At 49.5% G+C, this 17620-nt stretch carries 22 protein-coding genes and 1 pseudogene; 2 read left to right on the forward strand and 21 right to left on the reverse strand.

What is annotated here, in order from left to right; translation table 11 throughout:
* Nucleotides 1-230: 230 nt before the first annotated feature.
* Nucleotides 231-1112 (reverse strand): nucleotidyltransferase-like protein, encoded by an 882-nt coding sequence (locus JCM10914_RS27505; protein WP_023967309.1) that lies wholly within the window; start codon nucleotides 1110-1112, stop codon nucleotides 231-233.
* Between the two features lie 205 nt (nucleotides 1113-1317).
* Between JCM10914_RS27505 and JCM10914_RS27510 the strand changes: the two genes are divergently transcribed.
* Nucleotides 1318-1683 (forward strand): YgzB family protein, encoded by a 366-nt coding sequence (locus tag JCM10914_RS27510; protein WP_023967311.1) that lies wholly within the window; start codon nucleotides 1318-1320, stop codon nucleotides 1681-1683.
* Nucleotides 1684-1773: 90 nt separating this feature from the next.
* Here the strand turns inward: JCM10914_RS27510 and JCM10914_RS27515 are convergent, their stop codons facing one another.
* The 19 genes and pseudogenes from JCM10914_RS27515 to JCM10914_RS27605 form a co-directional block, all read right to left on the reverse strand.
* Complete coding sequence (locus JCM10914_RS27515; RefSeq protein ID WP_036720481.1) at nucleotides 1774-3501, reverse strand: glycosyl hydrolase family 18 protein; 1728 nt, start codon at nucleotides 3499-3501, stop codon at nucleotides 1774-1776.
* Nucleotides 3502-3589: 88 nt separating this feature from the next.
* Nucleotides 3590-4009, reverse strand: a complete 420-nt coding sequence (locus JCM10914_RS27520; protein ID WP_023967315.1) for a Fur family transcriptional regulator — start codon at nucleotides 4007-4009, stop codon at nucleotides 3590-3592.
* A gap of 88 nt (nucleotides 4010-4097) precedes the next feature.
* Nucleotides 4098-5417 (reverse strand): DUF4097 family beta strand repeat-containing protein, encoded by a 1320-nt coding sequence (locus JCM10914_RS27525; protein WP_023967317.1) that lies wholly within the window; start codon nucleotides 5415-5417, stop codon nucleotides 4098-4100.
* 62 nt (nucleotides 5418-5479) lie between these two features.
* On the reverse strand, nucleotides 5480-6091 hold the full coding sequence (locus JCM10914_RS27530; RefSeq protein ID WP_023967319.1) for a hypothetical protein: 612 nt from the start codon (nucleotides 6089-6091) through the stop codon (nucleotides 5480-5482).
* Nucleotides 6092-6206: 115 nt separating this feature from the next.
* Nucleotides 6207-6668: a GNAT family N-acetyltransferase gene (locus JCM10914_RS27535; protein ID WP_023967321.1), complete on the reverse strand. Its 462-nt coding sequence runs from the start codon at nucleotides 6666-6668 to the stop codon at nucleotides 6207-6209.
* A gap of 94 nt (nucleotides 6669-6762) precedes the next feature.
* Nucleotides 6763-8202 carry an Asp-tRNA(Asn)/Glu-tRNA(Gln) amidotransferase subunit GatB gene (gene gatB / locus JCM10914_RS27540; RefSeq protein WP_023967323.1) on the reverse strand — a complete coding sequence of 480 codons (1440 nt, stop codon included), beginning with the start codon at nucleotides 8200-8202 and terminating at the stop codon, nucleotides 6763-6765.
* 31 nt (nucleotides 8203-8233) lie between these two features.
* Nucleotides 8234-9690, reverse strand: a pseudogene (gene gatA / locus JCM10914_RS27545) (Asp-tRNA(Asn)/Glu-tRNA(Gln) amidotransferase subunit GatA).
* A gap of 20 nt (nucleotides 9691-9710) precedes the next feature.
* Complete coding sequence (gene gatC, locus JCM10914_RS27550) at nucleotides 9711-9998, reverse strand: Asp-tRNA(Asn)/Glu-tRNA(Gln) amidotransferase subunit GatC (RefSeq protein ID WP_023967329.1); 288 nt, start codon at nucleotides 9996-9998, stop codon at nucleotides 9711-9713.
* Between the two features lie 194 nt (nucleotides 9999-10192).
* On the reverse strand, nucleotides 10193-10576 hold the full coding sequence (locus tag JCM10914_RS27555) for a hypothetical protein (protein WP_023967331.1): 384 nt from the start codon (nucleotides 10574-10576) through the stop codon (nucleotides 10193-10195).
* A gap of 106 nt (nucleotides 10577-10682) precedes the next feature.
* Nucleotides 10683-11459 (reverse strand): hypothetical protein, encoded by a 777-nt coding sequence (locus tag JCM10914_RS27560; RefSeq protein WP_023967333.1) that lies wholly within the window; start codon nucleotides 11457-11459, stop codon nucleotides 10683-10685.
* Nucleotides 11456-12373: an ABC transporter ATP-binding protein gene (locus JCM10914_RS27565; RefSeq protein WP_023967335.1), complete on the reverse strand. Its 918-nt coding sequence runs from the start codon at nucleotides 12371-12373 to the stop codon at nucleotides 11456-11458. Before JCM10914_RS27565 ends, JCM10914_RS27560 begins: the two co-directional genes overlap by 4 nt.
* 3 nt (nucleotides 12374-12376) lie before the next feature.
* Nucleotides 12377-12574, reverse strand: a complete 198-nt coding sequence (locus JCM10914_RS27570) for a PLDc N-terminal domain-containing protein (protein WP_036720485.1) — start codon at nucleotides 12572-12574, stop codon at nucleotides 12377-12379.
* Nucleotides 12575-12625: 51 nt separating this feature from the next.
* Entirely contained in the window at nucleotides 12626-12826 is a 201-nt protein-coding gene (locus tag JCM10914_RS27575; protein ID WP_023967338.1) for a hypothetical protein, read from the reverse strand.
* Complete coding sequence (locus tag JCM10914_RS27580; RefSeq protein WP_023967340.1) at nucleotides 12823-13161, reverse strand: YxlC family protein; 339 nt, start codon at nucleotides 13159-13161, stop codon at nucleotides 12823-12825. The genes JCM10914_RS27575 and JCM10914_RS27580 overlap by 4 nt, the downstream gene beginning before the upstream one ends.
* On the reverse strand, nucleotides 13151-13690 hold the full coding sequence (gene sigY / locus JCM10914_RS27585) for an RNA polymerase sigma factor SigY (protein WP_023967342.1): 540 nt from the start codon (nucleotides 13688-13690) through the stop codon (nucleotides 13151-13153). Before sigY ends, JCM10914_RS27580 begins: the two co-directional genes overlap by 11 nt.
* 247 nt (nucleotides 13691-13937) lie before the next feature.
* Nucleotides 13938-14123, reverse strand: coding sequence for a hypothetical protein (locus tag JCM10914_RS27590; RefSeq protein WP_023967344.1), 186 nt, complete (start codon nucleotides 14121-14123; stop codon nucleotides 13938-13940).
* 183 nt (nucleotides 14124-14306) lie between these two features.
* Nucleotides 14307-14945 carry an MBL fold metallo-hydrolase gene (locus JCM10914_RS27595; RefSeq protein WP_023967346.1) on the reverse strand — a complete coding sequence of 213 codons (639 nt, stop codon included), beginning with the start codon at nucleotides 14943-14945 and terminating at the stop codon, nucleotides 14307-14309.
* Between the two features lie 2 nt (nucleotides 14946-14947).
* Nucleotides 14948-15514 carry a thioredoxin family protein gene (locus tag JCM10914_RS27600; RefSeq protein WP_023967348.1) on the reverse strand — a complete coding sequence of 189 codons (567 nt, stop codon included), beginning with the start codon at nucleotides 15512-15514 and terminating at the stop codon, nucleotides 14948-14950.
* Between the two features lie 3 nt (nucleotides 15515-15517).
* Nucleotides 15518-16126 carry a DedA family protein gene (locus JCM10914_RS27605; protein WP_023967350.1) on the reverse strand — a complete coding sequence of 203 codons (609 nt, stop codon included), beginning with the start codon at nucleotides 16124-16126 and terminating at the stop codon, nucleotides 15518-15520.
* 151 nt (nucleotides 16127-16277) lie between these two features.
* Here JCM10914_RS27605 and JCM10914_RS27610 point away from each other — a divergent pair, with 151 nt between their 5' ends.
* On the forward strand, nucleotides 16278-16592 hold the full coding sequence (locus tag JCM10914_RS27610; RefSeq protein ID WP_023967352.1) for a hypothetical protein: 315 nt from the start codon (nucleotides 16278-16280) through the stop codon (nucleotides 16590-16592).
* A gap of 12 nt (nucleotides 16593-16604) precedes the next feature.
* Here JCM10914_RS27610 and JCM10914_RS27615 read toward each other — a convergent pair.
* Nucleotides 16605-17620: O-antigen ligase (locus JCM10914_RS27615; RefSeq protein ID WP_206778016.1), on the reverse strand; the 1016-nt coding region annotated here is incomplete at its 5' end.

The raw sequence follows: 17620 nt of genomic DNA on the forward strand, positions 1-17620 counted from the left end.
TCATGTTGCCCACTGTTTCGTCAAGAACTTTTTTTTGAAAACTTTTGAATTCGACATTCTTCACTTTCGAATTCTCAATGTCCCTTTCAAAGGGGCGAGTTATAATTTATCACAGAATACAGCAGCTCGTCAACATTCTTGCTAAATAAATTTTTCGACTTCACCTAACAGTGAATTGAATCATTTACCATTTTGAATCCATACAAAAAAAGAAGGACTCCCGTCCTTCTTCATCCGTTAGCCGTATATCGAAGCGGCTCAGAGCCATGAGGTCTGGTTTCTTTCCACAGAGGAACTTCATGAACGATATTACGGTAAACCAGTTTACGCAATACAATCGGCAGCTCTGTTCGAATCGCGATCAATTCCGGATGCTGAATCATCTCCTGCACAGTCCAAGGGTTCCTGCGGCCTCTCAATACTCGTAGCAATAAGGCAGAACAGCTCTCCATTTTAGATGACACCGAGAATTCATATGCTAACAATGCCAGCTCCACTCGCTGCTCTAATGTCTCCGTGCTGACTGTGAGCTCCTCGTACAGTTTACGCACGGGTGTATTTAATCCCGTTATCTGCTCCCATACGGCTGATTCGGGGTGTATCCCGCGTTCAATAAGCTCCAGTTCGGCCCAGTGCTTCAGCCCTTCCAGCAACGTATGATACGCATCCAACACCCGATGTTCCTTCAACAACATCTTGGCATCCATATACTTCTGCAAAAAATGAGCAAAACCAATAAACATCTTCTGTTCCCTGATCGGTTCAGCGAATCTCAGAAAATCACGACGAAGAACGGATAAACGTTCCATCGTGTCCGTAATAATCTCACCCTCAAGGAAACATTTAATTAGTACTTTATGTGTACCTCGTAATAATTCAAATTGCAGCTCATCCATGCCAATGCTAAGCACCTGACAGCGTTCCCCACCTACAATTGTATGCTGGATGGGTGGCTCGTCAGGTAATCCTTCATACACGACAACGAGATGAACATCAAAGTCATGAACAAGTGAGCCATGCAGTGCTTTGTGCGCAGGGTGATACGCAATTGCCCCGACTGCTTCCTCACCAACCGTATTTCCATAATAAAAAGAATAATTGGTCAGTTCCACGGTCCCCTCCATACATTCCTTGGCGAAGTTCAGCCAATTCAGTTATAATGTAATTCTACATGTCCATGTTAAGTTCCTTCTTTTAGGAGATGAGAAAGTATATACTTCTTTATGGATATTCTCCCTTGCCATACATAATAGAAGATACCTTACTCATTTCGCGTTCATTCATACACCAATACTTCAATGACAGGAGTTTTCGAGCATGATTTTTAAAAATGCAAAAATCAACGCTTTCCGAACATGGGGTTTATTTCTCATCATGCTAGGTATGGGCCTTATGGTTCTCGGAACAGCAGGGATCGTATTCTTCGGACAAGCCGGGAAGGTATTCGCCGGCATCGGTTTGGTTATCGGGCTCATTACCATGACCGGAAGTTTGGCTATTTATTTTTGGGCCGGGATGCTCTCGACAAGCGCTGTTCAAATACAGTGCCCGGAATGTGGCAAGCTGACCAAGATGCTCGGTAAAACCGACCGCTGCATGTTTTGCCACACCATCCTGACATTGGATCCAGCCCAAGCCAACATCACAGCCGAGGAATTAGAAGCCGGACAGAGCAAATCGTAATTTATAGTTTTACCCCCATATAAAAACCCCCTCGCAGTCCTTTGAGTCTGCGAGGGGATTTTTTATATCACTATTAATTTATGAGTCACTCTACTTGTCATCGTGTATGCTCCCAAGCACCTTCCACGTGTCCGGAACGGCAAAACTTCGGTTCCAGGAGGCAATGCCGCCAAGCTCAAGCTTCTTGGCGAGCTCCACTCGCGATTGAAGGGATACACCATCTTCCATCCATATCCTTTTCAGTGCATCTTCTTCGGTATACTGAACATAATTCTGACCGCTTGCTGCATCGAACGTGCTCTTACCGTCGAGCTGCTGCTCCTGAAGCAGATCCTGGAGTCTCTGCATACCGATCGCAATCGACGACACCTTCGTCGCACCGTCTTCTGCTGCGGCTTCCGTCCATACACGTGTATACAACGGGATACCCAATACTAGCTTCTCAGGCGGCACACCATCTTCTTCGATGATTCGCGTTACCGAGCGCTCGGTCCAAGGTAGCGAAGCTACCGAGCCCGCATTCGGACTTGAAGCCCAGTGCTCATCATATGCCATAACCATCATGTAATCAACGGCCTCCCCGAGCCGCTCACGATCCAGGAAGACCGACCACATCTCACTGTTGGATTTGGGGGTAACGTCAATGGACACAATGAGCCCTGCTTGCTTGGCAAGTGGCATTAATTCTCTCGTGAATTGAACCACGGGATCTTTATCCTTGGTATATACATTCTCAAAATCGATATTGATACCATCGATATTATATTGTTTGGCATATGCCAGCGTTTGCTTGATAATGCGGGATCTCCGTTCGAACGTAGACAACGCTTCTGTTGTTAAATCCGGATCGAAATCATTATCGAGCAGAGCCCACACTTCCATCCCCCGGTTATGAGCCCAGCTCACATAAGGCTTAACCGCTTTGGATGAAACATTCCCTTCCACATCATCGATGCTAAACCAGGTAGGGCTTACTACATTAACACCAGGTAAATCTCCGATCTGTGCCGTATCGGGATTCTTGTTATATACAGCTTCCCATACGAGGTTCACCTGTTTACCGCTCCACTCTGTCTCCGCTCGTGAAGGTGAATGCGCGAGAACGGGAATTTCTTTGACATTGCCTAACTCAACATGATTGCGCTGAACATAGCCAGTGTAACCGTTATCGCTCTGAACGAAGAGCCACTCTTCCGCTTCATTCCACACCCGCAGACGCTCCCCTGCAGGCATGTCCATTAAAATAGATGATTTCTTCTCCCCGCTCTCACGCAGCGGCACAGTGTCATCCGCTTTACGAGGTGCCGCCGCTGCAAGCTGAATCTGATCACCCGCCCGCATAACGATAACGGCACCTGTGACCGTGTTCTCATGAATCACGACACCAAAATGCTCTTTCAAAGGACTCAACGGAACGTATATCGTACCGTCTACATTTTCTGGCGCATAAGGAATTGTAACGGGCTTGCCGTTTAGCAAACCATCCGTTTGATCCACGTTTAAATGAAGTACCGCGTCTGGCGTCGTGATGATAATGGACCGAGTCTCTTGTTCGTAATGGATATGCGGATCAACGTACTCTTGAATAACCGGCAGCGGCAGCTTCAATTGCTCACCCGTCCCTCTTGCAGACGCATCTGCCCATTCTCCTTGAACAAATATCGGTTGCTCCACGCCTCGCCAATCCGGCACCGTATACGTCTGGCTTGGCCATAATGAGCTAGAAGCCCACCATATCCCCGCCGCAACCATCAACAACCCCAAGATGAATGAATTTTTCCGTGAACGCCTCTTCCTCCGAGGCCTACTCCTAGCCAATCCGAATCCCCCCATTTCAAAATAGCCCGATAAAAATAAAAACGTGAGGAATATACATTCCGCACGTTTGTCTATATAACACCGGAGATTATTTGCAAGACCTACAGAGCCCATAGAGCTCCATCCTAAGTCCCTTCACTTCGAACCCCGTACATTTCTCAGCCTGTACTCCAACGTCTTCAAGGGACGGATAGCTGAAATCTTCAATTTTTCCGCATTGCTCACATATGACGTGATGATGATCCGATACGTTGGCGTCAAATCGACTCGAATTATCTCCGTAAGTCAACTCCCGCACCATGCTGGCTTCAATAAACATTTTCAAATTATTATAGACAGTAGCAACACTCATACTCGGAAAATTCGGCTCCAGAGCCCGGTAAATCTCATCAGCAGTCGGGTGGCTCTTGGATTCGACCAAATAAGTTAGAATGGCATGACGTTGTGGCGTGATACGGACACCGGTCGTTTTCAGTTGTTCCAGCGCATGCTGTACGGACGTTGCCATAGTTGCCCACCGCCTTCGAAATTGAACTGAGGATAACGATAGTATTACCGCTCTCATCCTTTATTGTAAAATGCCTGTTGGATTTTTGTCAATGAGGCAGAGGGGTCTGCAGACCCGGCTGCTGCCCTTCATCATCCTCAGGATAGCTGCGATAGATATTCAAATCACTGTTGCCCTCGATTCGAATCGCATGCTCTGCCGTGCCCGATTCTCCAGCAATCGTCTTCTGCTCAATCTTAAGATTAGGCAGCGTCGTAAGGATTCGGCCATAACTGATCGTTCCTTCCAGGTTGTAGTCCGCATCATACGGAATGTGAAAATTCATCTCGCCCACCGCGCTATATACGTTCCAATTGCCGCCGACATGCGGAGACCTGATGACAATTCCGCCATTAAGCGACTCGGCGCTAAGAGAAGCTTCAACACCACTGACCAGAATATTCCCATTTTTGGTGCTGGCTCGTATATTCTGTTGCGTGCGTTTGACGGTAACATTACCGACTTGCGTGGTTAGATCCGTCTCTCCCGTAATGTCAACGGCCGTCATATTCCCCCTGTTGGTGGATAACTTAACGTCACCGATTACATTTCTTGCACTAATCGCACCATTTAACGTCTTACCCGTCACGTCTCCGTATACCTGATCTAACTGAATCGGACCATTACCGCTCTCAAGATTAATATACTCAATCGCTTCGTAACGATTTAGCGTTATGCTTCCGTTCATCGTCCGTATCTCCAAATTAAATCGGCGATCATTCGGAACAGCGATAATCAGGTTCATTCGCGGCTGCCGCTTACCGGATTCACCGTAAGATTTTCCCTTCGCACGAACCGTAACCGTCTTTCCTTCCGTTGCCTCTATCATGGATTGCTCAGCAATTCCTTCAGCCAACTCAGGCTTCTCATGATCAACCCATATCTCGGTCTCCACTTCGATATTGCTGACGCTCTGACGAGAAATCATGATATCCCCGTTTAGATGATCTACGATGATCTTCTCGGTCTCAAGATCCACCGGCACTTCCAGCAAGGGTTTCGTAAATTGACTCCCCTCTGCTTCACTATAATCAACGCCCGCAGCCGTTAGGTTCAGACTCACCCGGTTCCACAGATGGAGAAAATGCTCTTGCTGTGAAATCACGAATACGGAAGCCGTCACGCAGACTGCAAGCAGAACACCGCGCAAATCGGGCCTGAATCGAAACTCATCTCGTCGGCCGATTAACCGTGTAATCGTATACCGGATTAAATATTCCAGCCCAAATAAAATGAACAGCAATGGCCACCAGCGTTGGAGCAGAAATATATAATCAGTCCCGATCCATTCGTCCAGCAGCAGTAATAAACCTGTCATAACAAGCAATAAGGCGGCTGTATAACGACCTACTCTGATTCTATGCTTCATCTGTCTCCTCCCTTGCCCGTTGATGCTAATGCTTCGTTAGTTTCAAGTTGAAAATCAATTGGCTACGCGGAGTTCCGTTTATCTCGGCGGTAACGCAGAGCTTCTCGAACACCGGCCCAGATCCCGGTAATCATCAGCATAATCGCAGAAAATTCTGCACCGTAATCTCGAATCGCGATCTGCAGCCATGGTGGTTTCTGATGAAACAATATAAGCAGTGTGCCTACTACAACCAGCATGAGTCCAAAAGCAAGACTGTGCTCCCTCCGAAAAGGATGGCTCTGACGAGCCTTAGCGTCTGTACTAACGGTAGCCGTGCTTGTACGGCGTCTCCTGGAGATAACATACTCCGCCGCTTGCAGCACATCGTACACATTATAGAAATACCCAATCGGTATTAACAATCCCAACACAATCAGCAACGGCACATTGATCTGCATCCCAATCGAAGAGAAATACAGAAGAGCCGATACATCAAGCAGCAATAACATCATAAAGGTAATCCCTTTGCGGTATATGCCGAGATATAAATGACCCAAACCAGGAACGACTGCTGCTAGCAGCAATGCGTATAGCTTTCTCTTTTTGTGCTGAGGTCTGCCATCCCGTCTGGCTCGCCGCTTGCGTACTTGATTCTTGCCTTGTCCCGATTGGCGTCCGGAAGATGTATTCATAACCTGCTTCCCTCCTTCCGATGCAGGATCCACCAGGGTGTTTTCTTTGATAGTACCCCAACCAGGCCATGAAGTAACTGGCAAAAAACTGGATGGGCTATCCTGAACTTACGTTTTAAAATGGATTCCGCAAATGGAATTCAGTCAGTTCCACGCCTGGGGCAACTTCAAAGACATGGTCCGGCGCAAACCCGAATTTGGTGTACAGCGATACAGCCGGCGCATTCCGTGTACCCGTCGAGACGATATAGACAGAGGCATTCGCATGGGTCTCCAATACATGACGCACGAGTGCTCCAGCGATTCCTTTACGAAAATGGGCTGGATGTACCATCATGCGAGCGATCGTGATCGTCTCTGCCTCCTTTTCTATCGCAATAGCGCCCAGTAGATCCTCGTCCTCATTCATAAAACCATAGAAAGTCTCGCCACTGTTTCGAATCGTATCAAACGTATCTTGTAATGGTGGGAGCTCAGAGAAACCGATAAGCTTGGCTTCCAGCGGATAAGCCATATGCTGCAAGCTCCAGATTTGGCGAACGATATCTCTATCCTCCAATGATAACTTCGCAATCATCCTATTCATCCTCTACAATCGTATTGTTTAAGAAAAAAGGAACTCATCCTGTTAATCAGGACAAGCTCCTTATCATCTGTATGACATCTTGATGCTATCCGTTCAGAACCTCGACCAGCAATTTGTTGGCGAGGGCAGGATTAGCTTTGCCCTTACTTTCCTTCATGACTTGACCAACCAGGAAGCCGATTGCTTTCTGTTTACCCGCTTTATAATCCTCTACGGATTGCGGATTATTCGCAACCACCTGCTCGACAATGCTCTTGATTGCACCCTCGTCGCTAATCTGTACGAGTCCCTTCTCTTCAACGATTTGCGCTGGCAGTTTACCGTTCTCCAGCATCTCCTTGAAGACTGTTTTGGCGATCTTGCTGCTGATCGTTCCCTTCTCGATCAGTCCGATCATCTCACCTAGACCTTGACCGGTGACTTTCACTTCGGACAGTTCCAGATTGCTAGAGTTTAGGTAACCTAGCAGATCGCCCATGATCCAGTTAGAGACGGATTTGGCGTCCTTGGTATAATTCAAGCTATCCTCGAAGAAATCCGCCAGTGGCTTGGACGCTGTAATAACAGCGGCATCATAATCCGGCAAATCATATTCGGAAGCATAACGTGCCTTACGAGCATCCGGAAGCTCTGGTATCGTGGCGAGAACTGTCTCTCTCCACTCATCACTAATGTGCACAGTCACCAAATCCGGGTCCGGGAAATAACGATAGTCGTGTGCCTGCTCCTTGCCGCGCATGGAGAACGTTTTGGCCTGCGTCTCATCCCAGCGGCGGGTTTCTTGTATAATTACACCGCCTTCATCGAGCGTTTCGGCCTGGCGGAACTGCTCATATTCCAAACCGCGCAGTACACCGCGGAAAGAGTTCATATTCTTAAGCTCCGCCTTCGTGCCGAACTCTTCTTGCCCCCAAGGACGAAGACTGATGTTCGCATCGCACCGAAGCGATCCTTCCTCCATCTTCACATCCGAGACATCGCAATATTGCATAATGGCACGTATCTTCTCCAGATAAGCCTTCGCTTCCTCTGGTGTCGAGATTTCTGGCTCGGATACAATCTCAACTAACGGTGTTCCCACACGGTTAAAATCGACTAAAGATGCGTAACCACCATCGACATGGGTTAGCTTGCCCGCATCTTCTTCCAGATGAAGACGTGTAATGCCGATACGTTTGGTCTTCCCATCCACTTCGATATCAATCCAGCCATTCTCTCCGATTGGCTGATCATATTGGGAGATCTGGTACGCCTTCGGTGAATCCGGATAAAAATAGTTCTTGCGGTCAAATTTGCTGACATCGCCGATGGTACAATTCAGCGCCATCGCTGCTTTCATGGCATATTCCACAGCTTGGCGGTTAAGGACAGGCAATACGCCCGGATGACCAAGGCAGATAGGGCATGTATGTGTATTTGGTGGCGCTCCAAACGCAGTGGAGCAGCCGCAAAAGATTTTGGATTTCGTATGCAGCTCAACGTGCACTTCAAGTCCAATTACCGTTTCATATTTGGATGTAGACATCGATTGTTCTCCCTCCTTCTCTGCCGCCGAATTACAGCTCTGGGCGCCGTTTATGGTGTTCAGTGTGTTGCTCGTAAGCATGCGCAACGCGCAGCACGGTTGATTCATCAAACGCCTTGCCGATAATTTGCATGCCTACAGGCAATCCGTCTGCGAACCCGCACGGAATACTAACTGCCGGAACGCCAGCCAAGCTAACTGGAATGGTAAGGATATCATTCAAATACATCGTAAGCGGATCGTCTACTTGGGCTCCGAGTTCAAACGCTGTGGTTGGAGCTGTTGGTCCGATGATCACATCATATTGTTCGAATACGTTATCGAAATCCTGCTTAATGAGCGTACGCGCCTTCTGTGCTTTTAAATAATAGGCGTCGTAATAACCGGAACTGAGTGCATATGTACCCAGCATGATGCGGCGCTTCACCTCATCCCCAAAGCCTGGCTGCGGGATTCATGGTATAAATCGATCAGGCTACCGGCATTGTCCGAGCGAACGCCGTAGCGCACACCGTCAAAACGCGCCAAATTCGATGAAGCCTCCGAAGAAGCCAGCAAATAATACGTAGCCACGGCATAATCGGTATGCGGAAGGGATACTTCATCCCATGTAGCACCAAGTCCTTCCAGCACTTTCAATGCTTCCAGGACCGTGTTCTTCACCTCAGCATCGACGCCTTCGCCCAGATACTCTTTCGGCACGGCGATCCGCAGTCCCGATACATCACCGGAGAGTGCGCTGAGATAGTCAGGCACGTCCACTTTGGCAGATGTTGAATCCATCTGGTCATAACCTGCAATAGCTTGCAGAACATAAGCGGAATCCTCGACATTTTTGGTCAATGGTCCGATCTGATCGAGTGAAGAAGCAAAGGCCACAAGACCAAAACGGGACACCAGACCATAGGTTGGCTTCAACCCAACCACACCACAATACGATGCTGGTTGACGAATGGAACCACCTGTATCCGATCCCAGTGCGAAATAGGCCTCGCCAGCAGCAACAGCCGCAGCCGAGCCACCGCTGGAGCCGCCCGGTACCCGGTTCAGATTCCACGGATTGCGCACAGGGTAGTAACTGGAGTTCTCATTAGAGCCCCCCATGGCGAACTCGTCCATGTTCAACTTACCGATCGTTACGCTATCGGCCGCACGTAATTTGTCGACAACCGTCGCATCATAAACCGGCGTGAAATTCGACAGAAACTGACTGGCGCATGTCGTGCGGAGTCCTTCCGTTACGATATTGTCCTTAATACCGGCGGGTAATCCGAACAATAATCCGCGTGCACCGCCAGCAACCAACTTCGCATCCAAGACCTTGGCAGAAGCACGGGCACCCTCTTCATCAAGCGTAATATAAGCTTTCACCCGATCCTCGCGCTCCGATATGCTGGTGAAGGCTTGGTCGACCAAATCGGTGACGGAAAGCTCCTTGCTCTGCAGCTTGTTATGTATCTCCGTTAACTTGTAATCAAACAGACTCAAGTGTATATCCTCCCTTCAAGCTATTCCAATACAGCAGGTACTTTAATTTGATCGTCTTCCTCATCCGGTGCATTCAGCAGCACCTTCTCGATTGGCAGGCTTTCACGCACCACGTCTTCTCTCATGACATTGCTAAGATGAAGCACATGCGTCGTCGGCTCAACGCCTTCCGTATCCAGTTCATTTAACTTCTCGGCATATTGTAAAATTGCATTCAGTTGGCCGGTGAACATCTGCTCTTCTTCCGACGTGAGATTCAAACGGGCCAGCTTCGCAACATGCTGAACATCCTTATCCGTAATGCTCATCCCTTTACGTCCTCCTTCATGCCCCTATCAGTTAAAGGGGTAAAGTCTGTCTCGATAACTTTTCTCATTATATTGTAGAAGCATGGAAGATTCAATCCGAAGCCGCTTGGTATTATGCCCCACAGCCGTACACAGACTACCTTGCATTCAAAAAAGAGCCGGCTTCCGCCGACTCTTAAAATACATGCTCCATCCTAAATCCAAGCACGAAGATTCACTTGTTTGATGAAATCCGCCTGGGACATGGCCTCCTGCGTTTCTTCCTCTTCCGCTTCCGCACTCTCTAACTCGCCGTTCATGACTTGATGAAACAGCTTCTCATTATATGTCGACAGGGCGAAATCGATGAGCGCTTCACGTTCGACACGCTCGGCTTCCAGCTTCAACACAATCGTCTCCAGCTCAATATCTTCCGCTGGCACGAAAAAATTACGGTTGAGAATCGGAATCCGAATCACATAATCGAACGCATTATCCGGATTTCGGTCATATGCGATTATATAACCGTATTGACCGATTGGAATATTCTGCTCAAAGGTGTCCGCAACGATTGTAATCTTTTCCCCTAAACGCAGCATCGTCTACCTCCTGAGTTGTCTATCCTTTTTTTTATCTTCATAGTCTACTAAAAAAAGATAGAGATGTCCATGCGATTCGGATAAAACCTGAATCTCTCATGATGAACTAGGATTGTGGAGACAGCGGGCTCTTCTTGAGCATTGCTGCGGCAGCGGCGATGGAAGCCACCATGATGAGCAGCGCAACGACTGCGGGTTGCCACAAAATGCTGCCATCGCCCAGTATGCGCTCTGCAGCCAGGCTGCTAAGACGTCCCGGATTCCACGAGAACCGCGTGGGCAGCAGCCCCGATAATAAGGAGAGTCCCGCTGCGATGCCCAGACTGATGAACGCAGCGGCTGGTCCGCGCAGGATTGCACCGAGCGGCAGGATGAGGGTTACGATCCAAGCAAGCCATAATACATAAATCGTCCCACCGCTGATAAGCGTATTCCAGGCTATCGGACCGATCAATTGATACGTATAATAAGCAGCCCCTGCCAGTCCGAGTATAAATGATGCGACCACTAAGCTCATCATTGCCGCCCACTTGGCAGCGATCATGGGCAGTGTCGAGGCCGTTCGTGTAAGCACAAGCTCCGCCGTCCCGGTAGCACGCTCCCCGGCCACGAGATTCATCCCCGACAATACAAGCACCAATAATCCAATCGTACTGAATTGGCTCAAGGTGGATGCCATCACACTCTCCGCAGATGGAACGGTAAACAGCGCAGCAGCTTCCGGCGGTATCTCCCCGGACATCTTCAGAATTTCAGGCAAGTAATACGTGGATAACGGCTGCATGATGCCAAGCAGCAGAAACACCGCAGGCACCCATATCCATTTGAATGTACGGGCGGATTCGAGCATTTCCTTGCGATAAAAAATTACGAAACGGTTCATGAACCCACCACCTTCATAAACATATCTTCCAGCGTGGAATTACCCGCCTCAAATCGTAGCAATCCGATTCCTTCATGAGCAAGCTCCTGGATCAAAGCGTCACGGGCCGTCGTCATATCGTTCACCATCAGCTTAGCCCCCCTCTTCCCGACTTCGATCCCCTCTACATACGAACGATTAGAAAGTTCGCGCAACCATTTCAACTCTCGTTCCCCCGTCTCTACCTCGATCGTCAGGACAGGCTGACGATATTTCGTTCGTAGTGACTGAAGCGATCCCATCTCGGCTATGCGGCCATCCACCATCAACACCATATCGTCACAGATCTCCTCGGCATCGTGAAGGACATGCGTGGAGAACAGAATGGTGACGTCACCGCGCAGCCGCTGCAAGAGATCCATGACTTCCCGCCGACCAATCGGGTCGAGCGCGGAAACAGGCTCATCCAGCATGATCAGATCCGGCTGATGCACCAGCGCCTGGGCAATGCCGAGCCGTTGTTTCATCCCGCCCGAGTATCCGGAAATGCGGCGTTTGGCCGCTTCCTCCAGACCGACCATTTCCAGCACCTCCTGGCTGCGAATCAAGGCCTGACTCCGTTTCAGTCCGGATAGTCTCGCACCGAAGAGCAAGTATTCGATCCCGGTCATCCAGGGGTAGAATTTGGGGTACTGCGGCAAATAACCGATTCGCTCGCGCCATGAATCCTGGCTCTTCCCTGTTGCAGCATATTGAATTTGCCCCTGCGTCGGAGACAGCAACCCGGCAAGCATTCGGAGCGTTGTCGTCTTGCCGGCACCATTCGGTCCAAGCAGCGCGGTACAGCTGCCCTGCTCCAGTTCAAACGAGATTCCATCTACCGGAGTTAGGGTTCCAAAGCGTTTGGTCAGATTAGAAATCGTAAGAAGTTTCATGGATCAGGCCTCTTTTCTTGCGATGATAAAGTACGCAACGCAGCCAATAATATTACCGAGCAACAAGATCAGTACCCACATCCACTTCGGACCGCGAATATTTGCTGCCTCTGATTTTGCCAGAGACACGAGACCAACGATGGCCAGAATGAGCTGTAAGGCAATTATCGGCCAGATGAGTCCCCAATTTATATTTTCCATTCCCATTACGTTCACCAGCTTTCCATATTTATTAAGTAATACAAGTGATTCCTAACGTCGCTTGCGGATAATAAAAATCCAGTAAAGCAGCAGCGGAAGCGGCATCGTGGTTGATCCCCATATGCCCCAGAACCAGGCGTATCTGCCAAGTCCCCGCTTCCTTGCATCGAGAAAGAGCCATGTTCCCTGGACCAACACGAGCGCAAAGGAAGCGATAACGATCCATAATTCTGCTGTCGTTAGTTGGTTCATTCGATTCCCTTCTTTCCGGATTCCCTGAGCTTCTTCGAAAATACGAGGACGCCCACGCCAGCCAGCATGCCGATTCCTTGTATGAGCACAAGCGCCATCGGTACGGCCAATGCGGCCAGGAGTCCCCCTCCAACTACTGAGAACGCAACCATCAGAAAGATTAGAAGTTCATACTTCATACGACGGCGACGCCGCGCGATCGTATGCTCGGCCAGCATCTGCAACCCTTTCAAGGAGGGCTCGGGTCCATCCTCGAACGTCTGATCCACGCGCCGGAACTCGCGGTTCAGTTCATCTAGCCATTGCTGCTCCTCATTCTCCCGGTCATTGGACATCGCTTGTCATCTCCTTTCTCAGCTGCTTGATTCCGTATGCCGTCCGTGACTTCACGGTTCCTTCAGGTATGTCCAGCATGTTACCGATCTCTTCGTAGCTGTAACCGTAATAATGCTTAAGCAAAATAGCAATTCGGTGATCACCGGATAAGCGGGACAACCCGTCCAACATTTCACTCCAACTCTCACCCTGTCGCTCCATCTGCCAACGCATTCTTCTCGAAATATCGGCGCCTTCTTGCTCCATCCATTTTTTCTCCCGCTGCCTTCGCCTCGTGTTGTCGATGTATAGACGGGTACCCACCGTCATCATCCAGGATGAGAACGACGAAGAACCATTATATCGAGACATATTCTCAATGCATCGAACGATCGTATCCTGTGTCATATCCTCGGCAATCGTCGGATTCATCGTAACTTTGAGCATATATTTATATAGAAAGGAGTAATGCTGCTTGAACAATCTGGCCATAGCTGCCGCATCTCCTTGCTGTGCTTGCCTGATCAGGTCTCTCTCCTCAAGGTTCATCGTAGTTCCATCACCCTCTCTCCTCTTCCCTTATGTAATACGAATAAGTATCCCCCATCGTTCAAATGCATCTATATCTATTTTTGCCACATTTTGCGGATCAAGCATATCCTCTCGCAAAAAAAATACGGCGACCGTTCCCGGTAACATACCGGGTCGATCACCGCATCATACAGACTTGTTAGTTCAACTACATTACAAGGACCTGAATTAGATGTACACGTATTCATCGCAAGAAAAATTTGACTTACTCCGATCTCCTTGCCTGCAGGCGATAGTGCCACGGTTGCTGCACCATGCCTTCTTCCTTCACCAGCCTGTCCCAGACAACGGATGTAATCTCCGTCTGTCCTGAACAACCGCCACTCTGCCGACCCACCTCTTCGCCCCTTGTCGGCTTTCCGTTCAATAGCGACAGATGATCTTTACTCACAGGCGAACCTCCCTAAACGTCCGAAACAAATGCCCATAAAATAAAAGAACGCAAACCGGGAATACATCCACAGTCTGCGTGCTTCGCAATGGTTAACATTTAATTAACCGTATTGTATCAATCTTGTCTTTCCTTGTCCAGACAAAATTTCTCGAATATTGTCGGATTCGAGGTTTGGGCTTCCTACGTGCCTTCAGGAACGTAGGGATTACGCTGTTTCTCATACCCGATGCTTGTCCGTGGACCATGGCCAGGATAGACCGTTACCTCATCCGGAAATGAATAAAGCGTATGTTGTATGGAATGAATCAGATCTCGCTCCCTGCCGCCCGGAAGATCCGTTCGTCCCACTCCTAAGCGGAATAAGACATCTCCCGAGAACAGATGCTCCCCACACAGAAAGCTGACACTTCCCGGGGAATGTCCTGGTGTATGGTATACCGTGAATGTCTCCCCGATCAAATTCAACTCAAGTCCATCCGCCAGATCGAATTCAGCCGGGTCGGTCGTAAGCGGCCCCGTTACTTGCGGCCATCTTGTGGAACCATTCAATTTGGCATTGTCCAGCCATTCGCTCTCCAAAGTATGCAGGTAAACCGGGCATTGCTTCAGTTTCCGGATTTCATCAACTCCGCCCATGTGGTCAAAGTGAGCATGGGTCAGCAGAATCGCTTCAATCTCCAGATCTGCAATGCGTTTGATCAATGCAGCAGGATTCATTCCTGGATCAATGATAATCGCTTTTCCTTCCTCCGAGCCCTTCAACAAATAAGCATTCGTCTGGAGTGGTCCGAGTGAGAAAGACTCAATATGCAGCCCCATGATCAAAAACCTGAGATCAGCTCGCGCAGTTCCTGAATGATAACAGCATGAGCCGCGTTACCTTCTCCATAAGCCTGCACGATGTTCTGACGAGTAACGGCCATATTGTCCTGATAGTCCGGAGCTTCCCGATTCGGGTTATCCTTTTTGAACTCGATCATATACTTCTGTACATGCGCTGGACGAGGCCCCCAGGTACCTTGCACATTCCCTTCAATGTCGGAAAAGATTACGACCGGTATGGAACGACCGCCCAGCGTCAGGAATTGGTCCATAACATCCAGATTTTCTTCCATGATCAATACTTCCGTCTGGATGCCCGCGGTTTCCATCGCACGAAATACGACCGGAACGTTGCGGGCGACATCGCCGCACCAATCCGCTGCAAGAATCAGCACCCTCAGATTGTCGCGATCATTCAGGCTTTCAAAAAACGCCTTGTCCTCTTCGTTATCCCAAGTAAATTGCTCATAACCACGCTTGAAAGTATCCTGATTCTTCTGCATTCCGTCTACAAACTGCTGAGGCAATCTGCCTGTGCCTATATGATTTGCCATATTCATCGTCATTGTTTACGACCTCACTTTCGATGATTTTATCCACTTCATTAAAAAATAAAAAATCATAACCGCCAACGCACCAAGCAATATTTCCTGAACGTACGGCCCAGCCTTCTCATCGATCTGCTCCCACCGGTCGCCAAGCAATAGCCCGAGGTATAGAAACAGAGCCGTCCATGGGATCACAGCCAGCGTCGTCAAGAACGTGAAGCGGCCCACATTCATCTTCGATATGCCGGCAGGTATTGAAATGGCATGACGAACGACGGGAACAAATCGCGCGGTAAATATCACGCCCGTACCGTACTTTGCGAACCATTCCTCGGCGTAATCGATATGCTTCTTCTTAATTAATATGTACTTCCCGTATCGCTCCAGGAATGGTCTGCCGCCGTATCGGCCGATCCAATAAATGAACAACTGTGCCAATACGCCACCAACCGTTCCAAATAACATGGCGCCCAGGAAGTTCACTTCGCCGATGGATACCAAATAGCCACCGTATGCCAACACAATCTCACTTGGTATGACCTCTACCATCAATCCAAGCATAATGCCCAAATAGCCGAGTTGCTGTATCCACTCAAACAGCTTACCGATTATCTCGTAAAAGAAGTCCACGCGTGCTCCCCACTTTCATTATGCGCTACTTACTTCTACTAGCCTATTCTAACACAGCCCGGGACATGCCTTCTACTGCGCCCATTTGTGGGCAAAGCTGTGTCTTTCGCCCGGTCCCATTCATATGGTGAAACAAAGGAGTGAAGAACGCATGCATTCTCCCCATACGAAACAACCCGGCAGTAAACCACCATCCCCGCGCGGAATCCGGCGGGCCTGCAGCAAAGAATTATATCGGACGACCAAGCGTCTCAAGCTGTATCTTCCGCCCGATACCCTCAAGCAAGGAGAGGATCTGTACTATCGCAAAGTCATTGGCAACCTGATCTGGATTCACGAGAATCACAGCAATAAGAAGCTGCTCTGCGACTGGTGGGAAAAAGACGTGTGCGGAGAGCTTGCCGAGCTGTGGGAAATCCCGGAGCGACAGTTAGCGTCGGCCTTTCGGGACGCCTTCGGCGGATAACAAACACATCATCTATTCCACAGGAATTTCGATGGCCTTCTTCAAGCGCTCTTCCTGACGGCTCGCGAGCCGTGTTACACGGAAATCCCGATCATTACGAAGCGGCGTGATCTCACTGAGCTCTATCGCGAGCTGACGATAACGACGAAGCAGGTCGAGTGCTGACTGCGCCGTTTCAGCTGACTCCGTATACGCCCCGGCACGCCAATAGCGATCAGATAAAGAAGCCATCTCAACAATCGCCTGCGTCTGCTTGCTTGCCTGAAACCGATCAAGCAGCAGACTGGCACTGAACCAATGGGCTGCATATTCGGACTGCCCCGTCCGCGCATAGGACTCGGCCAGCTCCCAGCTTAGTCCGGGATGGCTGGGCGCGTAAGCCAGGCTATGGCGCAACCAATCGATTCGTTGGGCTGGCGGCATCGAGGCGGACAAGCGGATCGCCGCCTGTACATTCGCGGGATTCCAGCGCAGAGCCGCCTTCAGCAGCGCCGACTGCTTCGCGGGAGGAGCTGACGAGGCAAGCTGGAGGTTAAGCTCACTCATCCCAAGCACCGCACACAGCGAAGACCAGACGATTAGGCAGAGGAGAAGAACAAAGGTGAACCCTTTCGGTCTCCAACGTACAAATCGAATACTTCTTTGCGTTGCCAGCTTCTCCCGATTCGATTCCTCGGATAAACCCATGATCGATAGCCATAACAGCAGCAGCCAGACGATTCCGAAGCTCCAATCGAAATCAATGATCGCATGGATGGACAACACGGCCGCTGCAGGCATGTAGATAGAGCGGGCTGCACTTAGCCGCTGTAACATATAAATGATCAGAGCAAGGATGATCGCCAAACCGATGATACCGGTATTCAACAAGATATCCATGTATCCGCTGTGCACTTGCGCTCCGACATATGGCTGGGACTGCAAGGCGAGATAGGACTGTCGCCACGTCTCTCCACCGTGTCCCAGCCATAGCGACGACTTGGCCAGCTGCCAGGCGTCGCTGTACATCAAGCGGCGCACGTCCAAGG

It is taken from the genome of Paenibacillus sp. JCM 10914 (assembly GCF_001315105.1).
In the GTDB taxonomy this organism is placed as follows: domain Bacteria; phylum Bacillota; class Bacilli; order Paenibacillales; family Paenibacillaceae; genus Paenibacillus_AQ.